The 15762-nt window shown below is 60.6% G+C and carries 18 protein-coding genes and 1 pseudogene; 14 read left to right on the top strand and 5 right to left on the bottom strand.

Going from position 1 to position 15762, the window contains the following annotated elements; genetic code table 11:
• Positions 1-10: 10 nt before the first annotated feature.
• The 4 genes from Tel_09780 to Tel_09765 are packed head-to-tail and all read right to left on the bottom strand — an operon-like array spanning position 11 to position 2025.
• Entirely contained in the window at positions 11-799 is a 789-nt protein-coding gene (locus tag Tel_09780; protein ID ALP53415.1) for a hypothetical protein, read from the bottom strand.
• A 49-nt stretch (positions 800-848) separates the two neighbouring features.
• Complete coding sequence (locus Tel_09775; protein ID ALP53414.1) at positions 849-1121, bottom strand: hypothetical protein; 273 nt, start codon at positions 1119-1121, stop codon at positions 849-851.
• Positions 1121-1420 (bottom strand): hypothetical protein, encoded by a 300-nt coding sequence (locus Tel_09770; GenBank protein ID ALP53413.1) that lies wholly within the window; start codon positions 1418-1420, stop codon positions 1121-1123. The genes Tel_09775 and Tel_09770 overlap by 1 nt, the downstream gene beginning before the upstream one ends.
• Positions 1420-2025 (bottom strand): septation protein A, encoded by a 606-nt coding sequence (locus Tel_09765; protein ID ALP53412.1) that lies wholly within the window; start codon positions 2023-2025, stop codon positions 1420-1422. The genes Tel_09770 and Tel_09765 overlap by 1 nt, the downstream gene beginning before the upstream one ends.
• Positions 2026-2122: 97 nt before the next feature.
• Between Tel_09765 and Tel_09760 the strand changes: the two genes are divergently transcribed.
• The 10 genes and pseudogenes from Tel_09760 (at position 2123) to Tel_09715 (ending at position 10691) form a co-directional block, all read left to right on the top strand.
• Entirely contained in the window at positions 2123-2968 is an 846-nt protein-coding gene (locus Tel_09760; GenBank protein ID ALP53411.1) for a phosphoesterase, read from the top strand.
• A gap of 4 nt (positions 2969-2972) precedes the next feature.
• Positions 2973-3593, top strand: coding sequence for a threonylcarbamoyl-AMP synthase (locus Tel_09755; protein ALP53410.1), 621 nt, complete (start codon positions 2973-2975; stop codon positions 3591-3593).
• 88 nt (positions 3594-3681) lie between these two features.
• Positions 3682-4338 carry a hypothetical protein gene (locus Tel_09750; protein ALP53409.1) on the top strand — a complete coding sequence of 219 codons (657 nt, stop codon included), beginning with the start codon at positions 3682-3684 and terminating at the stop codon, positions 4336-4338.
• 69 nt (positions 4339-4407) lie between these two features.
• A complete protein-coding gene (locus Tel_09745) occupies positions 4408-5583 on the top strand; it encodes a tryptophan--tRNA ligase (GenBank protein ID ALP54813.1) in 1176 nt (391 codons plus the stop codon).
• Positions 5584-5648: 65 nt separating this feature from the next.
• Positions 5649-6449 carry a hypothetical protein gene (locus Tel_09740; GenBank protein ALP54812.1) on the top strand — a complete coding sequence of 267 codons (801 nt, stop codon included), beginning with the start codon at positions 5649-5651 and terminating at the stop codon, positions 6447-6449.
• A pseudogene (locus Tel_09735) lies at positions 6433-7173 on the top strand (hypothetical protein). Before Tel_09740 ends, Tel_09735 begins: the two are co-directional and overlap by 17 nt.
• 77 nt (positions 7174-7250) lie before the next feature.
• Positions 7251-8093: a hypothetical protein gene (locus Tel_09730; protein ID ALP53408.1), complete on the top strand. Its 843-nt coding sequence runs from the start codon at positions 7251-7253 to the stop codon at positions 8091-8093.
• Positions 8090-8767 (top strand): endonuclease, encoded by a 678-nt coding sequence (locus Tel_09725; protein ID ALP53407.1) that lies wholly within the window; start codon positions 8090-8092, stop codon positions 8765-8767. Before Tel_09730 ends, Tel_09725 begins: the two co-directional genes overlap by 4 nt.
• Before the next feature lie 3 nt (positions 8768-8770).
• Positions 8771-10018, top strand: coding sequence for a cell division protein FtsX (locus Tel_09720; GenBank protein ID ALP53406.1), 1248 nt, complete (start codon positions 8771-8773; stop codon positions 10016-10018).
• Positions 10011-10691 carry a lipoprotein ABC transporter ATP-binding protein gene (locus Tel_09715; protein ALP53405.1) on the top strand — a complete coding sequence of 227 codons (681 nt, stop codon included), beginning with the start codon at positions 10011-10013 and terminating at the stop codon, positions 10689-10691. Before Tel_09720 ends, Tel_09715 begins: the two co-directional genes overlap by 8 nt.
• Here the strand turns inward: Tel_09715 and Tel_09710 are convergent.
• The gene (locus tag Tel_09710; protein ID ALP53404.1) at positions 10688-11221 is read right to left on the bottom strand and encodes a hypothetical protein; all 534 of its coding nucleotides are present in this window, start codon (positions 11219-11221) and stop codon (positions 10688-10690) included. The two genes, Tel_09715 and Tel_09710, sit on opposite strands and share 4 nt — an antisense overlap.
• Before the next feature lie 82 nt (positions 11222-11303).
• Between Tel_09710 and Tel_09705 the strand changes: the two genes are divergently transcribed.
• From Tel_09705 to Tel_09690, 4 genes are read left to right on the top strand one after another with little or no spacing between them, the layout of a single operon-like run.
• Positions 11304-13634 carry a hypothetical protein gene (locus Tel_09705; protein ID ALP53403.1) on the top strand — a complete coding sequence of 777 codons (2331 nt, stop codon included), beginning with the start codon at positions 11304-11306 and terminating at the stop codon, positions 13632-13634.
• Between the two features lie 56 nt (positions 13635-13690).
• Positions 13691-14320: a biopolymer transporter ExbB gene (locus tag Tel_09700; protein ID ALP53402.1), complete on the top strand. Its 630-nt coding sequence runs from the start codon at positions 13691-13693 to the stop codon at positions 14318-14320.
• A complete protein-coding gene (locus Tel_09695; GenBank protein ALP53401.1) occupies positions 14321-14743 on the top strand; it encodes a hypothetical protein in 423 nt (140 codons plus the stop codon).
• A gap of 36 nt (positions 14744-14779) precedes the next feature.
• Entirely contained in the window at positions 14780-15757 is a 978-nt protein-coding gene (locus Tel_09690) for a tetraacyldisaccharide 4'-kinase (GenBank protein ALP53400.1), read from the top strand.
• Positions 15758-15762: the final 5 nt, after the last annotated feature.

The following is a 15762-nucleotide window of genomic DNA, read 5'->3' as shown; positions in this document are numbered from 1 at the left end:
ATTGCATGGTTCACTGATTGTTGATCTTGATGTCGGCCTTTTTCTGCAATTCGGCCACGTATTCCGACACCCGTTGCTCGGCAAGCAGCTGCATCAGGCGATCCTTCACCTGAGCGAAGTCCGGCACGCTTACCGGGCGCGAGGCCTCGACCTTGATCACATGCCAGCCGAAATTGGTCTGCACCGGTGTTTTGGTGTATTCGCCGACGCGGGTGTTTTGCAGTGCGGCGGCGAAGTTCTCCGGCATTCTGGCCGGGTTGATCCAGCCGATTTCCCCGCCGCGGCTGGCGCTGCTGTCGCTGGAGAAATCGCGCGCCACCTGGGCGAAGTCGGTACCGCTGTTGAGTTTGCCGATGGCCTCCTCGGCCTGTTGTTGCGATTGGGTCAGGATATGGGCGGCCTTGTATTCCGCCGCTTTGGAGGTCTCGGCCTGTTGCTGATAAAACGCGCGCGCCTGTGCTTCGGTGACGGGGTTCTGGTTCAGGATCTTGGCCACCAGGGCCTGCGAAATCACTTCGCGACGCTGATTGTCCAGGGCCAACTGAACCCGTTCCGACTCATTCAGATTTTGCTTCATGGCTTCCTGAAACAGCAGCTCGCGGCCGACGTAGGCCTGTATCAATTGCTGGCGGGTCTGGGGCGAATTGAGGTCGGCTTTTGGATTCTTGATCTTGGCATAGGTGAGCAAATCGGCGGTGGTGATCGGTTCGCCGTTCACGGTGGCGATCTGCTTGTCACCGTCGGCGGCGAAGGATATAGAGACTGCACACAGTAGAAACAAGGCGGAGATCGACTTCATGAGTGATTGCATACTTGAGTCCTTAATGGTTTTGTAATGATGGTTATGACTAGGTTTCGGCATGTTCTGCAGGGGTGCTGGCGTCGATGCTGAGGGCGTGGATCTCGCCGTTCATCAGGTCGCCGAGTGCCTCGTAGACCAGTCGATGGCGCTGCAACAGATTCTTGCCCACAAATGCATCCGACATAACGCGCACCGTATAGTGACCGCCGGTGGCACCATGGCCGGCATGGAGGTGGCTGTCATCAATCAGCTCCAGGTGTTGCGGCCTGAGGGCGTCTTCGATGCGTTGGCGGATGAGTTGTTCCCGTTCAGCGGACATTAAGGCAATACCTTTTTGAAAGGCCTAATGGTAACACTCTGGTACACCCCGGCTGCAACATAGGGGTCCTGATCGGCCCATTGCTGCGCGGCCTCGAGGGATTCGAACTCGGCCACGATCAGGCTGCCGCTGAAGCCCGCCGGACCGGGGTCCTCGCTGTCGATGGCGGGAAAGGGGCCGGCCAACAGCAGGCGGCCTTGCCCTTTCAGGGCCTCCAGTCGTTGCAGATGCTCGGGGCGTGCCGCCAGACGTTGTTCCAGGCTGTTGTCCTTATCGCGGCCGATGATGGCATACAGCATCAAGGTTGCTCCTTGGATTTTACGGGGGATTTTACGGATTCTGGGGAATTTACGGATTCCGGCGGGTTGGCCGATTCCGGCTCCTTCATGTAACGGCCGATGAAAAAGGCCTGGGCGATGATGAAGACGAAGGTCAGGCCGATCATGCCGAAGAGTTTGAAGTTGACCCAGGTGGCCTCGTCGAAATTGTAGGCCACATAGAGATTGAGAAAGCCGATAAATACGAAGAACACCGACCAGGCGATATTCAGGCGCGGCCAGATGTGCCCGGGCAGCGCTACGTTTTTCTCCATCATGCGTTGCACGATGGTCTTTTTGCCGATGAAGTGACTGCCGACGAACACCAGCGCGAAGGCCCAGTTGACCAGGGATGGCTTCCACATGATGAAGGTCGGGTCTTGCAAGGCCAGGGTGGCGCCGCCCAGTACCACGATCAGCAACAGCGTGATGACATGCATCTTCTCGACGCGCCGATGCTGCAGCCAGAGCCAGCCCACTTGGATGAAGGAGGCGACGATGGCCACGGCCGTGGCGACATAGATGTCGTAGGCTTTATAGGCAATGAAAAATAAAAGAATGGGGAAAAAATCAAACAGGAATTTCATGAAGTCCTCAACATCTCAAGGGGGCAGTAAGGGGTCTCGCTAAATGAGGTCAAAGATTCTATCATAGGCCGCTTTGTCGAGGCATGCCGCGAGATTCATGGGAACGGATAGATACACGAAATATGATCTGCACTGTCATTCCACCGCCTCCGACGGCGAACTCTCGCCGACGGCGCTGGTGGAATACGCCGTGCAAAACGGGGTGGAGGTGTTGGCGCTCACCGACCATGATGTTACCGACGGCCTCGCCGAGGCGGCCGGCGCGGCGCGCGCGCATGGCTTGGGTTTTGTCAGCGGTGTCGAAATCTCGGTCACTTGGGACACGTATCTGTTGCACATCGTCGGACTGAATTTCGATGTCGCAAATGTCACTCTGCAACAAGGCCTGGCGGGACTGCGGCGACAGCGCGAGGCCCGCGCCACCGAGATGGCGCGGCGTTTGGACAAGCTCGGCTTCGACGGCAGTCTGGAAGGGGCCAGGTGCTATGCCAACGGCCAGATCCTGAGCCGGACCCACTTCGCCCGCCATCTGCATGCCTGCGGCCGCGTCAAGACCCTGCAGGAGGCCTTCGACCGTTATCTCGGCACCGGCAAGCCCGCCTATGTGAAGACCGAATGGACCAGTCTGGAGACGGCGGTGCAGTGGATTACCGCCGCCGGCGGTGAGGCGGTCATCGCCCATCCCGGCCGCTATAAGCTGTCCGCCACCAAACTGCGGCGCCTGATCGAGGCGTTCAAGGCCGTGGGGGGACGGGCGCTGGAGGTGATCTCGGGCAGCCAGGACATCAACATGACCCGCAACCTGGCCGATTATGTGCGCCGCTATGAACTGCATGCCTCCTTGGGGTCCGATTATCACGGCCCCAGTCAAACCTGGCGCCACATGGGCCGCTTGCCGCCCCTGCCGCAGGGCTGCGAACCCGTCTGGCGCTTGTGGGAATGAACGCATGAGCCAGTTTTTCCAGATTCATCCGGAAACGCCGCAACAGCGCCTGATCCGGGGCGCGGTGGAGATCATCCGCCAGGGCGGGGTGGTGATCTATCCTACCGATTCCTGTTATGCCTTCGGCTGTCAGATCGGCGACAAAAAGGCGGTGGAGCGCATTCGCCGCATCCGCAGCTTGGATGACAAACACAATTTCACCCTGATGTGTCGTGATTTGTCCGAGATGTCCGATTATGCCCAGATCGACAACATCGCCTATCGCTTCATCAAAGGGCTTACCCCCGGCCCTTACACCTTCGTGCTGCCGGCCATGAAGGTCGTGCCCAAACGCCTGCTGCACCCCAAGCGCAAGACCATCGGCGTGCGCATGCCCGACAATGCCATCGCCCTGGCGCTGCTGGACGCGCTGGGCGAGCCGATCCTGAGTTCGACCATGATCCTGCCCGGCGATGAATTTCCCATGATCGATCCCTATGACATGCGCGATACGGTCGGTCACCAGGTGGACCTGATCATCGACGGCGGCTACTGCGGTCTGGAACCCACCACGGTGATCGAGTTGCTGGACGAGACGCCGGAGGTGGTGCGGCGCGGCAAGGGGGCCGACGAGCTTGTGCTATAGCCTTAAAGTAGTGAGTCATATAAATATTGTAAGGCAATAATATTATTCGAATAATTATCATTATGTCGGAAAGGGGTATACTGCTGCGATGTTGCAATTGAATTTAGTGCAGGAGATCGCCGCCTGGGCCCTGCCGGTGCTGTTCGCCATCACCGTTCACGAGGTCTCCCACGGTTGGGTGGCGCGTCGCCTGGGTGACCCGACGGCCGAAATGATGGGGCGTCTGACCCTCAACCCGCTCAAGCACATCGATCCCATCGGCACGGTGCTGGTGCCGCTGATATTCGTGCTGCTGCCCGGTAATTTCATCTTCGGCTGGGCCAAACCGGTGCCGGTCACGTGGCAGAATCTGCGTAATCCCAAGCGTGACATGGCGCTGGTGGCCTTGGCCGGTCCGAGTTCCAATCTGCTCATGGCCATCGGCTGGGGCGTGGTGGCCAAGCTCGGCTATCTGCTGGCGGATCAGGTGCCGTTCCTCGGCCTGCCCATGATCTACATGGGCAGCGCCGGTATTCTGATTAACATCATTCTGATGGTGTTAAATTTGTTACCATTGCCGCCGCTGGACGGCGGCCGCGTGCTGGCCGGCCTGTTGCCCGGGCCGCTGGCCTACAAATATTCACGTATCGAACCCTATGGCATTGTGATTCTGCTGGTATTGCTGTTCACCGGTCTGCTGGGTGGTCTGCTATGGCCCGTGGTTCAGGGTGTGATGCAGCTGTTGTATAGTGTGTTGGCCTTATAAATAGACCAGGGTAAGGAAGGGAGTGATTTGAATACGGTTCCAAACCAACAGCAGCGTGTCCTGTCCGGCATGCGTCCCACCGGCAAGCTGCATCTGGGGCACTATCACGGCGTGCTCAAAAACTGGGTTCAGCTGCAGCACGAGTACGACTGCTTCTTCTTCGTGGCCGATTGGCATGCCCTGACCACGGAGTACGAAAATACCGCCATCATCGCCAACAATGTCTGGGAAATGGTGATCGACTGGCTGGCCGCCGGTGTCAATCCGGGCTCGGCCAAGATCTTCATTCAATCACGGGTGCCGGAACACGCCGAGTTGCACCTATTGTTGGGCATGATGGCGCCGCTCGGCTGGCTGGAACGCGTGCCCACCTATAAGGACCAGCAGGAGCGGTTGAAGGAGAAAGACCTGGCCACCTACGGCTTTCTCGGCTACCCGCTGCTGCAAAGCGCCGACATCCTCATCTATAAGGCCGGACTGGTGCCGGTGGGGGAAGACCAAGTGGCCCATGTGGAACTCACCCGCGAAGTGGCGCGGCGCTTCAATCATCTGTACGGCCGTGAGCCCGGCTTTGAAGATAAGGCGGCGGCGGCGGTCAAAAAAATGGGCAAGAAAAACGCCAAGCTTTACGATGAGTTGAGGAAGAAATTTCAGGAAAAAGGTGATGATGAGGCGCTGCAGACGGCGCGCGCCCTGCTGGAGGCGCAACAGAATATCACCCTCAGTGACAAGGAGCGGCTGTTTGGATATCTGGAGGGAGGGGGTAGAATAATCCTGCCCGAGCCGCAGCCGCTGCTGACCCAGGCCTCCAAGATGCCCGGTCTGGACGGGCAAAAGATGTCTAAGTCCTACGGCAATACCATCGCCCTGCGCGAAGACCCGGCCGAGGTGGAGAAGAAGCTGCGCACCATGCCCACTGATCCGGCGCGGGTGCGGCGTACTGATCCGGGCGATCCGGATAAATGCCCGGTGTGGCAGTTGCACCAGGTCTATTCCACGGATGACGTGAAGGCCTGGGTGCAGGAGGGGTGTCGCAGCGCCGGCATCGGCTGTCTGGAATGCAAGCAGCCAGTGATCGATCAGGTGATCCGGGAGCAAGCGCCCATGCGCGAGCGCGCCGAGGAATTCGTCAACAACCCCAACCTTGTGCGCAAGGTCGTCAACGAGGGAACCGAACAGGCCAGGGAAGTGGCGCGCAAGACGTTGGAAGAGGTGCGTCAATCCATGGGCCTGGAGTATCGATGAGCGAGACACACGACAGCGCAGCAGCGGCCGGTCACGGCGAGCATGATGCGCCCGCCGAAACGGCCCTGCAGCAGGAGATTCCCTTCGCCCTGATCCACGGCGAGGCCCTGACCCAGCTGCCCCGGGATCTCTATATTCCCCCCGACGCGCTGGAGGTGTTCCTGGAAGCCTTTGAAGGCCCCTTGGACCTGTTGTTATACATGATCCGGCGTCAGAACCTGGACGTCCTGGATATCCCCATTGCCGAGATCACGCGCCAGTACATGAGCTATATCGACATGATGCAGGATATGCGTTTCGAGCTGGCCGCCGAGTACCTGGTGATGGCCGCCATGCTGGCCGAAATCAAGTCGCGCATGCTGCTGCCGCGTCCCGCGGCTGCCGAGGAAGACGAGGAAGACCCGCGTGCCGAACTGGTGCGCCGGCTGCAGGAATACGAACGCTATAAACGGGCCGCCGAGGATATGGACGAGCTGCCGCGCCTCGGCCGCGATGTGTTCGAGAGCAGCGCCGAGGCGCCCGATCTGAAGGTGGTCAAGCCGGTGCCCGAGGTGGAGTTGAAAGAGGTGTTGCTGGCCTTTCAGGACGTGCTGCGGCGCGCCGACATGTTTTCCTCCCATCACATCCAGCGTGAGGCCCTGTCGGTGCGTGAGCGCATGACCGGGGTGTTGGACATGATCAATCCCGACAGCTTTATCGAGTTCAGTAAATTGTTTAAGGTCCAGGAAGGACGCATGGGGGTGGTGGTGACCCTGCTGGCCGTGCTCGAATTGATCAAGGAGAGTCTGATCGAAATGATTCAGACCGAACCCTTCGGACCTATCTACGTAAAGGCGCATCAGAATGTCCATGCACACGAATCCTGACAAACTGAAACAGATCATCGAAGGCGCGCTGCTGGCCGCCGGCCGGCCCCTGAGTATCGATCAGATCCTGAGCCTGTTCCTGGACGAGGGCCAGCCCAGCCGCGAGGAGATCCGCAGCGCCATTGCGCAACTGCAGGAAGAATGTGGCGAGCGCGGTGTGGAGTTGAAGGAGGTGAGCAGCGGCTTTCGCTACCAGGTCAAGGTCGCCCTGGCGCCCTGGATCGCGCGCCTGTGGGAAGAGCGGCCGTCGAAATACTCGCGCGCCACCCTGGAAACCCTGGCGCTGATCGCCTACCGCCAGCCGATCACCCGCAGCGAGATCGAGGATGTGCGCGGCGTGACGGTGAGCAGCAATATCATCAAGTCCCTCCTGGAGCGCGAATGGATTCGTGTCATCGGTCATCGCGACGTGCCCGGCAAGCCGGCGCTGTACGGGACGACCAAGGGCTTTCTCGATTATTTCAATCTCAAGAGTCTGAGCGATCTGCCCCCCCTGGCCGAATTGCGCAGCATCGACAGCATCGAGCGCGAATTCGATTTCGGCGAACAGGCGCAAGATGACGCGGGTGATCACGCCGCGAATGACGCGGGGAGCGATACGGATCAAGTGCAGCCGGTGGCCTTGGCGGACGCGGATGAACATCCTGCCGAGCGGGACACGGCCGACGTCGAGACCGACGCAGCGCAGGCCGAGGATCAGCCGCCTGAAACGCGTGACGAGCAGGCGCAGGCCGAGGCGGAGGATGACGGCTCCGACAGCGACGCCCGCTCCAAAACCGAAGCCGCCTATTAATCCTAATCGTGGCAGAACGTATCCAAAAACTTCTGGCCGCGGCCGGCATCGCCTCGCGGCGCGAGGCCGAACGTCTGATCGAGGCCGGCCGTGTCAGCGTCAACGGCAATGTGATCTCCCTCGGCGACAAGGCCGAATTGAGCGATACCGTGCGCGTCGACGGCAAGGTGATTCGACTCGAACGACGGCCGGCGACCAAACACCGCGTATTGGCCTATCACAAGCCCGAAGGCGAAGTCTGCACCCGTTCCGATCCGGACGGGCGGCCCACCATATTCGACCGTCTGCCGCGTCTGCGCAGCGGCCGTTGGATCACCGTGGGGCGCTTGGATATCAACACCAGCGGTCTGATTTTGCTGACCACCGACGGTGAGCTGGCCAACCGCCTGATGCATCCGTCCCATGAACTGGAGCGTGAATACGCCGTGCGGGTGCTGGGCCCGGTGGATGAGGCCATGCTGCGCCAACTGCGCCAGGGCGTGGAGTTGGAAGACGGCCCGGCCCATTTCAACAGTATCCGCGATGCCGGCGGCCAGGGCGCCAACCATTGGTACCACGTCACCCTCAATGAAGGCCGTAACCGCGAGGTGCGCCGCCTGTGGGAATCCCAAGGGGTGCGGGTGAGCCGCCTGTCGCGGGTGCGCTATGGGCCGATTGCGCTGCGCCGCGGTCTCAAATCGGGCGAATGGGACGAGTTGACACGCGCTGATATAGAATTGCTGCGCCACAGTGTCGGCCTGACCCCGCTGGAGCAACTGGCCCGCGACGAAAAGCCCGCCCGGCGCAAAGCGGGCAAGCCACACAAAAAGCCGGTCAGGGCGAGGCAGTCGGTCTACAAAAAGCGTAAATGACGTTTCTGTCGGTCTATCGCAGCCTGTACAAACACTACGGCCCCCAATCCTGGTGGCCGGGTGATACGCCGTTCGAGATCATGGTGGGCGCAGTGCTGACCCAGAACACCGCCTGGATCAATGTAGAAAAGGCCATCGCCCATCTCAAGCACGGCCGCGCCTTGTCATTGAACAAGATCGCCGCCATGCCCGCCGCACAGCTTGCCCGCTTGATCAAACCGGCGGGCTATTTCAACGTCAAGGCCAAGCGCCTGCAGAATTTTTGTCGCTGGTTGCAACAGCAGGGCGGCGAGAAGGTCATTCGAGAATGGGATGATGATGAACTGCGTCGCGGCCTGCTGTCGGTGAACGGGGTCGGATTTGAGACCGCCGATGACATGATGCTGTATGCCTTTGATCGCCCGGTGTTCGTTATCGATGCCTATACCCGCCGCCTGTTTGCGCGCCTAGGGCTGATCGACGGCGACGAGGCCTATGAAACCCTGCGTCATCTATTCGAGTCCAACCTGAGTCGCCGCATCAAGACGCGCGCGCAACAGGTGCAGATGTACAACGAGTATCATGCCTTGATCGTGATTCACGCCAAGGATATCTGCCGCAAACGTGCCCGTTGTAGTGAATGCTGTTTAAGGCGACAATGTCCGGCGGCACTCCAACCCGAAAATTTATCTTAAGCGATGTTTAAACCCCTGGAACTGTTTATCGGTCTGCGCTACACCCGTGCCAAACGGCGCAACCACTTTATTTCCTTTATCTCATTCATCTCCATCGCCGGGATCGCCCTGGGGGTGACGGCGCTGATCACCGTGCTGTCGGTGATGAACGGTTTCGAGCAGGAGCTGCGCACGCGTATCCTGGGCGTGGCCTCGCACATGGTGGTGAGCAGCGCCAGCGACGGCCTGGAGCGCTGGCAGCGTCTGGATCCGTATCTGCAGCGCTATCCCCAGATCCAGGGCATGGCGCCTTTCGTGCGCGGCGAAGGGATGCTGACCGCCGGCGCCGGGGTCAGTGGTTCAATCATTCGCGGTGTCGCACCGACATTGGAACCGCAGGTATCCACCCTCGATCAGACCATGGTGGCCGGCGCCCTGAGTGACCTTAAGGCCGGTGCGTTCAACATCATTCTGGGGCAGGAGCTGGCGCGCCAACTGGGGGTCAGGGTGGGCGACAAGGTGACCTTGGTGACGCCCCAGGCCAGTGTCACGCCCATCGGCATTATGCCGCGCTTGAAACGCTTTAGCGTGGCCGGGGTATTCGAGGCCGGCATGTATGAATTCGACAGCGCCCTGGCCCTGATTCATATCGAGGACGCCGCCAAGCTGTTCCTGCAGCCGGGCCAGGTCAGCGGCGTGCGGCTCAAGCTCGACGACATGTTCGAGGCCCCCTACCTGACCCAGCTCATGGTGCAGGATTTGCCGCACGGTTTTGTGATCACCGACTGGACCCGTCAACACGTCAATTTCTTTCGCGCGGTGAAGACCGAGAAGATTGTGATGTTTGTGATTTTGACTCTGATCGTGGCGGTGGCCGCCTTCAATATCGTCTCCACCCTGGTGATGGTCGTCACCGATAAGAAGGCCGATATCGCCATCCTGCGCACCTTGGGCATCAGCCCCGGCGCGATTATGCGCATCTTCATCGTCCAGGGGGTGGTGATCGGCTTGTTCGGTACGCTGCTGGGGGTGGCGGGCGGTGTCGCCCTGGCCTCCAACGTGGAGGTGATCGTACCGGCCATCGAACGGGCCCTGGGCATGAAATTCCTGTCGCCCGATGTCTACTACATCAGCGATCTGCCCTCGGAGATGCGCGGCGCAGACATCGTCACCATCAGCGTGGTGGCGTTTGTGCTGTGCCTGGCGGCCACTGTGTATCCCGCCTGGCGCGCCTCGCGCACCCAGCCGGCGGAGGCGCTGCGCTATGAGTGAGGTGATTCTGTCCTGCCAGGGCCTGGTGAAGCGCTTCGTTGAAGGCGGCCTGGCGGCCGAGGTGTTGAATGGCGTCGATCTCAAGGTCTGTAAGGGTGAACGCCTGGCCGTCATCGGCGCCTCAGGGTCCGGCAAAAGCACGCTGTTGCATGTGTTGGGCGGACTGGATCTGCCCAGCGCCGGTCAAGTCTATCTGAAGGGGCAGAATTTTACCGGCATGAACGAACGCCAACGCGGCGAAGTGCGCAATCGCAGCTTGGGCTTTGTCTATCAGTTCCATCATTTGTTGCCGGAATTTACCGCCCTGGAGAATGTGGCCATGCCGCTGCTGATCCGCGGCGATCGGCCCGAACGCGCCGCCGCCCAGGCGCAGCAGATGCTGGAACGGGTCGGCTTGGCGCCGCGCGCCCGGCACAAGCCGGGTGAATTGTCCGGTGGCGAGCGCCAACGCGCCGCGGTGGCGCGCGCCCTGATAAGCCAACCTCAGTGCGTCTTGGCCGACGAACCCACCGGCAATCTGGATCAGCATACCGCCGCCCAGGTTTACGACCTGATGCTGTCCCTGAACCGGGAGTTGAGTACCAGTTTTTTGGTGGTGACCCATGATCTCTCTCTGGCCGGCAAGATGGACCGGGTGTTGCGCTTGGAAGCGGGGCGTCTGGTGCCGGCCTAAGAGGTCTCTTTACCTTGCCGGCGGCGGGCGCTGCGTTTTTTTATATACTGGAAGATGTGCACGCGCCAGACCACTTGTGCCGCCACATAACCCGTCAGGGCGGACAGCAGCCCGATAAGCAAACAGCCGAGCAGGAACGGCTGCCAGAAATGCCCCAGCTCGCTCATAAACCAATTGAAGGATAGCTCAAAGCTGAATTTATGCGGCGGGCTGTCGAGTATCCAGGCCCCGAGTTTGTGAGCGTAGTAGAACATGGGCGCCATGGTCAGTGGATTGGTGATCCACACTAAGATGACCGAGATGGGCAGATTGACGCGCGCGGCGATGGCGATGGCGGCGGCGATGACCATTTGAAAGGGCACCGGTATCCAGGCACACAGCAGGCCGACGAAAAAGGCCCCTGACACCGAGCGCCGATTCAGATGCCAGATATTGGGATCGTGCAGCAGACGGCCGAAGCGCTTCAGGTGTTTGTGTTCCCTGAATCTGCGATGATCGGGCAGATAGCGTTTGATCAGCTTGCGCGGCATGATAGGGTAATGTGCTTACGCTCGCCCCGCGGCCGGGAAATCGTGGTCACTCATAGCTCAGGATAAAAATAAGAAGTCAAAGATGCGCCTTGCAGCCATCGCATTTCTTGCCGGTATTGTGGTGTTTCAGCAACTGCCTGACGTGCCGGACGGTCGCTGGGCCGGTCTTTTGTTGTTAAGCCTACCACTATCTTTCCTGGTTGCACCACTCAAAATTCCCCTCTGGATGGTGAACGGGTTTTTGATCGCCTTGCTGCAGGCGCACAGCCTGCTGGCCACCGAGCTGGCGTCTGAATGGCAGGGCCAGAATCTGCTCGTGGAGGGGGTGATTGAGTCCCTGCCCGAACAACGCCAATACGGCCAGCGCTTTCTGTTCCGGATCACCGATGTCATCACGCCGCCGCTCCAGGCGGCCGAGGTGCCGCGTCGGGTGCGGCTGAATTGGTATCGTAGCGACCAGCCCCTGGAGGTCGGTCAAGCTTGGCAGTTGCTGCTGCGGCTGAAGCAGCCTCACGGCTTTATGAATCCCGGCGGTTTCGATTACGAGGGCTGGTTGTTTCGTCAGGGCATCCGTGCCACCGGCTATGTGCGTCACAGTGACGACAACCGCTATCTAGGCCGGGAAAACAGCCCGGCCTATGCGCTGCACCGACTGCGCGCGTCCCTGGCGGCAAAGATTGATCAGGCCCTGGCACAAGACCGCTTCCAAGGCATGGTTAAGGCCCTGGCCATCGGCCTGCGCGAGGATATTTCGGCACCGCAGTGGGATGTGTTGGTGAAGACCGGCACCAATCATTTGATGGCCATTTCCGGTCTGCATATAGGGCTTGTGGCGGGGCTGGCGTTTTTTCTATGGCGCTGGGTCTGGGCCCGTTCGGCGTATTTGTTACGCTACTGGCCGGCGCCCAAGGCGGGCGCGCTGGCCGCCATCGTGGCGGCGCTGGTATATGCCGCGATGGCGGGATTTTCCATCCCCACCCAGCGGGCCTTGGTGATGGTGGTGGTATTCATGCTGGCGCTGATCTTTCAGCGCTACCGGCCGCCGCTGGACGGTCTGTTGCTGGCCCTGCTGGTGGTGCTGGCGCTGGATCCCCTGGCGGTGATGGACGCCGGTTTCTGGCTGTCCTTCGCCGCAGTGGCCGTAATCCTGTTCGGGCTGGGCGGCCGGCTGGGTGCCCGGGGCGCCTGGTGGAAGTGGGGCCGGGTGCATGTGCTCATCGCCATCGGCCTGTTGCCCCTGACCCTGCTGCTGTTTCAGAAGGCCTCGCTGATCTCGCCGCTGGCCAATTTCATCGCCGTGCCCGTGATCAGTCTGCTCGTGGTGCCGCTGGTATTGCTGGGTACCTTGACGCTTAGTGTCTTGCCGGCGCTGGGGCAGGGACTACTGTACCTGGCCGAGGGCTGTCTCACGCTGATATGGCCCGTGCTGGAGGGCCTGGCGGCCTTGCCCGCGGCGCAGATCTATCACGCCTTCGTTGCGCCCTGGGTGATCCTGCCGGCCGCCCTGGGTACGCTGTGGCTGCTGGCGCCGCGCGGCTGGCCGGCACGCTGGCTCGGAGGGGTGTGGCTGGCGGCGGCCTTTTGCCTGCCCCATGCGCGCCCCGAGCCGGGTGAGGCCCGCTTTACCTTGCTGGATGTGGGGCAGGGCCTGGCGGCGGTGGTGGAGACGCGCCATCGCACCCTGGTCTTCGACACCGGGCCGCGTTTCAGCGCGAGCTTTGATACCGGCGCGGCGGTGGTGTTGCCGTACCTGATCAGCCGCGGTGTCGAGCGCGTCGACACCCTGATGGTGAGTCACGGCGACAATGACCACATCGGCGGCGCCCGGAGTCTGATCAAGGGCATCCCGGTGGCCAATATTCTCACCAGTGTGCCCGGGCAGTTGAGTGATGTCGGCGCGCGTGGCTGTCACGCCGGTCAGGGCTGGCGCTGGGACGGGGTACAGTTCGACATATTGCATCCCGGACGGGCATTTCGCGGCGACGAGAATAACGGCTCCTGCGTCCTGAAGGTGAGTACTCAGGGTGGGGCGGTGCTGCTGACCGGCGATATAGAAAAACGGGCCGAAACCCTATTACTGGCCGAGCAGGCCGCCAACTTGCGCGCCGATGTGTTGGTGGTGCCGCACCATGGCAGCAAGACGTCGTCCTTGCCCCGTTTTATTCGCGCGGTCGGCCCCCGTTGGGCCCTGTTTCCGGTCGGCTACCGCAACCGCTTCAAGCTGCCGCATGCGGCGATTGTGGCTCGTTATGATACAGTCGTCGGCGCCGAGGTGATGGCTTCCGGACTGGAGGGGGCCATCAGTCTGCGGCTGGGCCGCGAGGCGATCTCGCCGCCGCAAAGCTATCGCCGCCTAAATCGCCATTATTGGACACATTTTCCTAAACAAGTGCCGGCCTTGTCCGTAAAATAAGGATGATTAGCGAAATTGATTTTCCAGCAAATTCTCAAAGGAAGGAGTGAGCCGTAGTGCTTGAAATCGTAAAGTCCGGTGGGTGGTTGATGATCCCGATTATTCTCTGTTCCATTATCGCCTTGGCGATAATCGGCGAGCGGATCTGGGCGCTGCAGAAGCGTCGCATCTGTCCCAAACACCTGTTGGCGCAGATCTGGAACTGGATCAAGAATAACGAGCTGGATACCGCCAAGATCAAGCAGCTGCAAAGCGGCTCACCGCTGGGTCGTATCCTGGCGGCGGGTCTGCTCAACCGCGGCCATGATCGCGCTATTATGAAAGAGGCCATTGAGGAGACCGGCCGCCAGGTGGTGATCGACATGGAGCGTTTTCTCAATACCCTCGGGACCATTTCCCTGATCACGCCTCTGCTGGGCCTGCTGGGCACGGTTATCGGCATGATCAAGGTGTTCACCGCCATCACCGTGCAGGGGGTGGGGGATGCCAACCAGTTGGCCGGCGGTATTTCCGAGGCCCTGATCACCACCGCCGCCGGCCTGGCCATCGCCATTCCCAGTCTGATGTGTTATCGCTATTTCCAGCGCAAAGTGGACGAGCTGGTCATCTCGATGGAACAGGAATCGCTCAAACTGGTGGAAGTGCTGCTGGGTATGCGTGAGCAGGATTTGGCGGAGGCCGAATAGTTGAATCTACGTAAATTTCGCCGCGAAGAGATTTCCGTCAATCTGACGCCGCTGATCGACGTGGTATTTCTGTTGCTGATCTTCTTTATGGTGACCACCACGTTCCGCGATGAATCCGAGATCGAGATCGACCTGCCCCAGGCCTCCAACGAGCCGATGGAGCAGGTGGGCAATCCGCTGGAGGTGGTGATCGATCGTGAAGGGCGTTATTACATCGACAAGAATCTCGTCATTAACACCCAGCTCGATACCTTGAAGCGCGCCTTGCGCAAGGCCAAAGGCGAGCGGGAAAACCCGCCGGTAATCATCAGCGCCGATGCCAATGCCCCCCATCAATCGGTGGTGACGGCCATGGACGCAGCGCGTCAGGTCGGCTTGCTGCGGATGTCCATCGCCACGCGTAATCAGAACGATAATCAATAATTGCGCCGCTCGGCGCCGCCTGTTACAACCTGTTTGATGAATTCACTGGAACGTTCCTGGTATTCCTCCCGCGCCCGCGTCTGGCTGTTGCCGGCCGAGTGGCTGTTCCGCGGCCTGGCCGGGTTGCGGCGCGGGGCGTATAGAATCGGTCTGCTACGCAGCCACAAACTTGCCGTGCCGGTGATTGTGGTGGGCAACATCAGTGTGGGGGGGACGGGCAAAACGCCGTTGGTGGTCTGGCTGGTGAAACTGCTGCGTAAGGCGGGATACCGGCCGGGGATCGTGGCGCGCGGTTATGGCGGGCAGGCGCAGCGCTGGCCACAGCAGGTGCGTCACGACAGTGACCCGCGCATGGTGGGTGACGAGCCGGTGATGTTGGCACGGCGCTGCGCTTGTCCGCTGGTGGCCGGTCCGGACCGGGTGACGGCGGCACAACAATTACTCAAGCACGCCCGCTGCGACGTCATCATCGCCGATGACGGATTGCAGCATTACCGTTTGCAGCGCGATATCGAGCTGGCGGTGCTGGACGGCGAGCGCCGCTTTGGCAATGGTCATTGCCTGCCCGCCGGACCGCTGCGGGAACCGGCGTCGCGCCTGAATACGGTGGATTTCATCATCGCCAACGGCGCGGCGCGGCGCGGGGAGTTCGCCATGGATTTAGCGCCGCAGGGACTCAAGCCCGTGACCGGGGAGGGTGAAACGCTGACGTTTCAAGCGTTTGCCGGGCAGCGGGTCCATGGGGTGGCCGGTATCGGCAATCCGCAGCGCTTTTTCCAATTGCTGCGCAGCCGCGGCCTGGAGGTGACCGAACACGCCTTTCCCGATCATCACGTTTTCAGTGCCGAGGATTTGAGCTTCGCTGATGAGTTACCCATCGTCATGACGGAGAAGGACGCGGTAAAATGCCGGCTCTTGGACGCGCCGAGGATGTGGTATGTTCCCGTGGAGGCACGTTTACCCGAGGCCTTGGCATTATGCCTGCTGCAAATGCTCAAACAACTAACTGGTTAATGCAT

It is taken from the genome of Candidatus Tenderia electrophaga (assembly GCA_001447805.1).
Lineage (GTDB): Bacteria > Pseudomonadota > Gammaproteobacteria > Tenderiales > Tenderiaceae > Tenderia > Tenderia electrophaga.
Note: the sequence above shows the minus strand (reverse complement) of the source record. Positions and strands in the feature narration are given on the sequence as shown.

Coding starts and splice junctions, on each gene's coding strand:
- Tel_09725 (ALP53407.1), top strand. CDS start 8,090: ATGACGTTTCTGTCGGTCTATCGCAGCCTGTACAAACACTACGGCCCC.
- Tel_09765 (ALP53412.1), bottom strand. CDS start 2,025: ATGAAATTCCTGTTTGATTTTTTCCCCATTCTTTTATTTTTCATTGCC.
- Tel_09770 (ALP53413.1), bottom strand. CDS start 1,420: ATGCTGTATGCCATCATCGGCCGCGATAAGGACAACAGCCTGGAACAA.
- Tel_09720 (ALP53406.1), top strand. CDS start 8,771: ATGTTTAAACCCCTGGAACTGTTTATCGGTCTGCGCTACACCCGTGCC.
- Tel_09705 (ALP53403.1), top strand. CDS start 11,304: ATGCGCCTTGCAGCCATCGCATTTCTTGCCGGTATTGTGGTGTTTCAG.
- Tel_09775 (ALP53414.1), bottom strand. CDS start 1,121: ATGTCCGCTGAACGGGAACAACTCATCCGCCAACGCATCGAAGACGCC.
- Tel_09750 (ALP53409.1), top strand. CDS start 3,682: ATGTTGCAATTGAATTTAGTGCAGGAGATCGCCGCCTGGGCCCTGCCG.
- Tel_09745 (ALP54813.1), top strand. CDS start 4,408: ATGCGTCCCACCGGCAAGCTGCATCTGGGGCACTATCACGGCGTGCTC.
- Tel_09710 (ALP53404.1), bottom strand. CDS start 11,221: ATGCCGCGCAAGCTGATCAAACGCTATCTGCCCGATCATCGCAGATTC.
- Tel_09715 (ALP53405.1), top strand. CDS start 10,011: ATGAGTGAGGTGATTCTGTCCTGCCAGGGCCTGGTGAAGCGCTTCGTT.
- Tel_09760 (ALP53411.1), top strand. CDS start 2,123: ATGGGAACGGATAGATACACGAAATATGATCTGCACTGTCATTCCACC.
- Tel_09755 (ALP53410.1), top strand. CDS start 2,973: ATGAGCCAGTTTTTCCAGATTCATCCGGAAACGCCGCAACAGCGCCTG.
- Tel_09780 (ALP53415.1), bottom strand. CDS start 799: ATGAAGTCGATCTCCGCCTTGTTTCTACTGTGTGCAGTCTCTATATCC.
- Tel_09690 (ALP53400.1), top strand. CDS start 14,780: ATGAATTCACTGGAACGTTCCTGGTATTCCTCCCGCGCCCGCGTCTGG.